Here is a 3,589-nt window from a genome sequence, read left to right on the forward strand (position 1 = left end):
CGCCGGCCCGCCGCGCCACCGCCCACGACGTGGCGCGACGGGCCGGCACCTCGCAATCCGCCGTCAGCCGCGTCTTCACCCCCGGCGCCAGCGTCTCGCCGGCGCTGCGCGAACGGGTGCTGGCGGCGGCGCGCGACCTCGGCTACCGGCCCAACGCCATCGCCCGCAGCCTCATCACCCGCCGCTCGCGCCTCGTCGCGGTGGCCATGGCCCGGCTCGACAACCCGTTCTACCCGGCGATGCTGGAGGCGCTCTCGGACCGCCTCCAGCGGCACGGCTACCAGGTGCTGCTCTTCACCGCCGACCACCCCCCCGGCGGCGAGCCGGCGATCGAGTCCTCCGGCGGCGAGCCGGTGATCGAACAGGTGCTGCGCTACCAGGCGGACGCGGTGGTGCTGGCCGCGACCAGCCTGTCCTCCGTCTTCGCGCGGGAATGCCGGCGCGCCGGCGTGCCGGCGGTGCTGTTCAACCGCGTCACCGACGAGCCCGGCCTGTCCAGCGTCACCGGCGACAACGCGCGGGGCGGCCACGCCATCGGCGCCTTCCTGGCGGCCGGCGGCCATCGCCGCCCCGCCTTCGTCGCCGGCCTGGAGGCCTCCTCGACCAGCCGCGACCGAGAGCGGGGCTTCGGCGCGGCGCTGCGCGAGGCGGGGCTCGGCCCGCCGCTGCGCGCGGTCGGCCACTACACCCGCGAGGGGGCGGCGGCGGCGATACGGGCACTGCTGCGCCGCGCGGACCGGCCCGATGCGGTCTTCTGCGCCAACGACCACATGGCGATCGCCTGCATCGAGGTGGCGCGCCACGAATTCGGCCTGCGGATCGGCGGCGACGGGGCGGACGCGCTTTCCGTCGTCGGCTTCGACGATGCCGGCCCGGCCGCCTGGCCCGCCTACGACCTGACCACCTTCTCGCAGCCCCTGGCGCCCATGGTGGACGCCACGGTGCGGTTGCTGCTCGACGCCCTCGCGACGCCGTCGCGGCCGGCGCGGCACGTGGTGATCGGCGGCGCGCTGGTGGTGCGCGGCTCCGCCCGGCGGCCGCCGGGCCGGCCGGACCCGCCGCCGCTCCCGCTTCCGTCCGGCCCGCGCTAGAGCCGATCCAGCCTGGCTGTATCAGGCCGGAACGGCTCCAGCCTTTGATTTTTCGCATTTTCCGAGCCGCTGAGCGAGGACGCTCAGCTTGAAAATGCTCCAGAGCGGATCGCCGGAGGGCGGCTACGCCCGGAGGCGTGAATCCGCGCCGGGAACAACGAGCGACGGCGAACCGCAGTCCCAACCGGACCGCGGTTCGCTGTAGCCTCGTCCGGCGTGTCGGGGCTTCCGGTGCGTCGGGCGCCCAGGGCGACCGTATCCGAGGGAACGCGCAGGGAGAATCGAGCGATGCCGCAATTCCTCGTCACCGCCTGGGACGGGACCGACCCCGAGGCGCCGGCGCGCCGGGCCGCGGCGCGGCCCGCCCATCTGCGGAACGTCGCCCCCATGGTGGAGCGCGGCGAGCTGGTGGTGGGCGGCGCGGTGCTGGACGGGTCGGGCGGCATGGTCGGCTCGGTCTGCATCGTCGAGTGCGCCGACCGCGCGGCGCTGGACCGCTGGCTGGAGGCCGATCCCTACGTGACCGGCGGCGTGTGGCAGCGTGTCGAGGTGCGGCCGTTCCGGGTCGCCGTCGAGCGCGGCGGCCGCTGAGGATGGACGGGAGGCACGGCGCCGGCCCGGCGACCCGGCCCGGCGGCACGGGAGACGCGGCCGCCACCGACCCGGCGCCGACGGTGGCGGCGCTGGAGCGGGCCTCGCTGACGGCGGTGCCGGCGCCGCTCGAGGCGTTCGACGGGCCCTTCGTCGTGCGCGCCTTCGCCGGCGGCACCGGCCGGGCCAACGCCACCTGCTCGCTGGACCCGGCGCCGGACGATGCCCTGGCGGCACGGGTGGCGCGGATCGAGTCCCGCTACGCCGCGCGCGGCCTGCCCGCCCGCTTCCGCTCCACGCCGCTCGACCCGCCGGGGCTGGCGGACCTGCTGCGCGCCCGCGGCTACCGCGAGGACGGCCCGACCCTGGTGATGACCGGCCCGCTCGGGGGAGGGGCGCCGGATGCCCCGGCCGCGCCGCGCCGCGACCCGGCCGTGTCGGTGCTGGAGGGGCCCGACGCGCCCTGGCTGGCCGTGCTGGGCACGGCGGAGCACCAGGTGCCGGCGCGGCTGGAGGAGAAGCGGCGCGGCGCCGGGATGATGCTGGTGCCGGCGGCCTGGCTGCTGCTGCGCGAGGCGGGCGAGCCGGCCGCCTGCGCCATGCTGGTGGCCGATGGCGAACTGGCGGGGATCTTCGACCTCGCCGTGTCGCCGCGCTTCCGCCGGCGCGGGCTGGCGCAGCGCGTGCTGGGCGCCGGCGCGGCCTGGGCGGCGGCGCTGGGCGCATGCCGGTGGTGGCTGCAGGTCGCGGCCGACAACGCCCCGGCCGTGGCGCTGTACGAGGCGCTGGGCCTGCGCGAGCGGTACCGCTACCGCTACTTCCTGCGGGACTGATCCGCGCGGCGATCCGGGGGACGGGGACGTGATCGGCAGGCGATGGATGCTCGGGGCGCCGGCCGTGCTGCCGCTCCGTGGCCGCCGGGCGATGGCCGGACAGGGGATGTTCGGACAGGGGGCGGTCGGACAGGGAACTGTCAGCCAGGGAACTGTCGGCCAGGGCGATGCCTTCGCCGCGCTGCCGGCCGCGCTGGCCCGGATCGAGGCGGCGCATGGCGGCCGGCTCGGGGTCGCGGTGCTGGACGCGGGCGACGGCCGCGCGGCGTCGTACCGGGCCGAGGAGCGCTTCCCGCTCGGCAGCACCTACAAGCTGCTGGCGGCCGGGGCGGTGCTGGCCCGGGTCGCGGCGGGGCGGGAGCGGCTGGACCGGCGCATCCGCTTCGATCGCGAGGCGCTGGTCGCCTATTCCCCGGCGACCGCCCCCTACGCCGGCGGCGAGGGCCTGACGCTCGCCGCGCTGTGCGAGGCGGCGGTGGCGGTCAGCGACAACACCGCCGGCAACCTGCTGCTGGAAGCCCTGGACGGCCCCGCCGGCCTGACCGCCTGGCTGCGCAGCCTCGGCGACGGCGTGACCCGGCTGGACCGCACCGAGACCGCGCTGAACGAGGCCCTTCCCGGCGACCCGCGCGACACCACCGCCCCGGCCGCCATGCTGGCGGACCTGCACGCGCTGACACAGGGCAGCGCGCTGCCGGCGGAGGCCGCCGGGCTGCTGCTCGGCTGGCTGCGCGCCAGCCGCAACGGGGATGCGCGGCTGCGGGCCGGGCTGCCGGCGGGCTGGCAGGCGGCCGGCAAGACCGGCACGGCGGGAAACGGCACCAGCAGCGACGTGGCGCTGCTGCGTCCGCCGGGCCGCGCCGCGCCGGTCCTGGTGGCGGCCTACCTCACCGGCAGCCCGGCCCCGCCGCCGGCGCGGGATGCCGTGCTGGCGGCGGTGGGCGCCGCCATCGCCGGCGCCTGGGTGGGCGCGCTTCCCTAGAGCATTTTCAAGCTGAGCGTCCTTGCTCAGCGGCTCGGAAAATGCGCCCGATCAATGGCTAGAGCCGTGGGGGGGGGTCGACAGGAGCCAGG

General features: G+C 77.3%; 4 protein-coding genes. All 4 read left to right on the top strand.

Annotation, left to right across the window (positions count from 1 at the left end):
* Positions 1-1,091: LacI family DNA-binding transcriptional regulator (locus tag M0638_RS03780; protein WP_248665627.1), on the top strand; the 1,091-nt coding region annotated here is incomplete at its 5' end.
* A gap of 288 nt (positions 1,092-1,379) precedes the next feature.
* Complete coding sequence (locus M0638_RS03785) at positions 1,380-1,682, top strand: YciI family protein (protein ID WP_248665628.1); 303 nt, start codon at positions 1,380-1,382, stop codon at positions 1,680-1,682.
* A gap of 2 nt (positions 1,683-1,684) precedes the next feature.
* On the top strand, positions 1,685-2,515 hold the full coding sequence (locus tag M0638_RS03790) for a GNAT family N-acetyltransferase (protein ID WP_248665629.1): 831 nt from the start codon (positions 1,685-1,687) through the stop codon (positions 2,513-2,515).
* Between the two features lie 28 nt (positions 2,516-2,543).
* Positions 2,544-3,497: a class A beta-lactamase gene (gene bla, locus M0638_RS03795; RefSeq protein WP_248665630.1), complete on the top strand. Its 954-nt coding sequence runs from the start codon at positions 2,544-2,546 to the stop codon at positions 3,495-3,497.
* The last annotated feature ends 92 nt before the right edge of the window (positions 3,498-3,589 follow it).

Source organism: Roseomonas acroporae, from assembly GCF_023223525.1.
Taxonomy (GTDB): Bacteria; Pseudomonadota; Alphaproteobacteria; order Acetobacterales; family Acetobacteraceae; genus Roseomonas_E; species Roseomonas_E acroporae.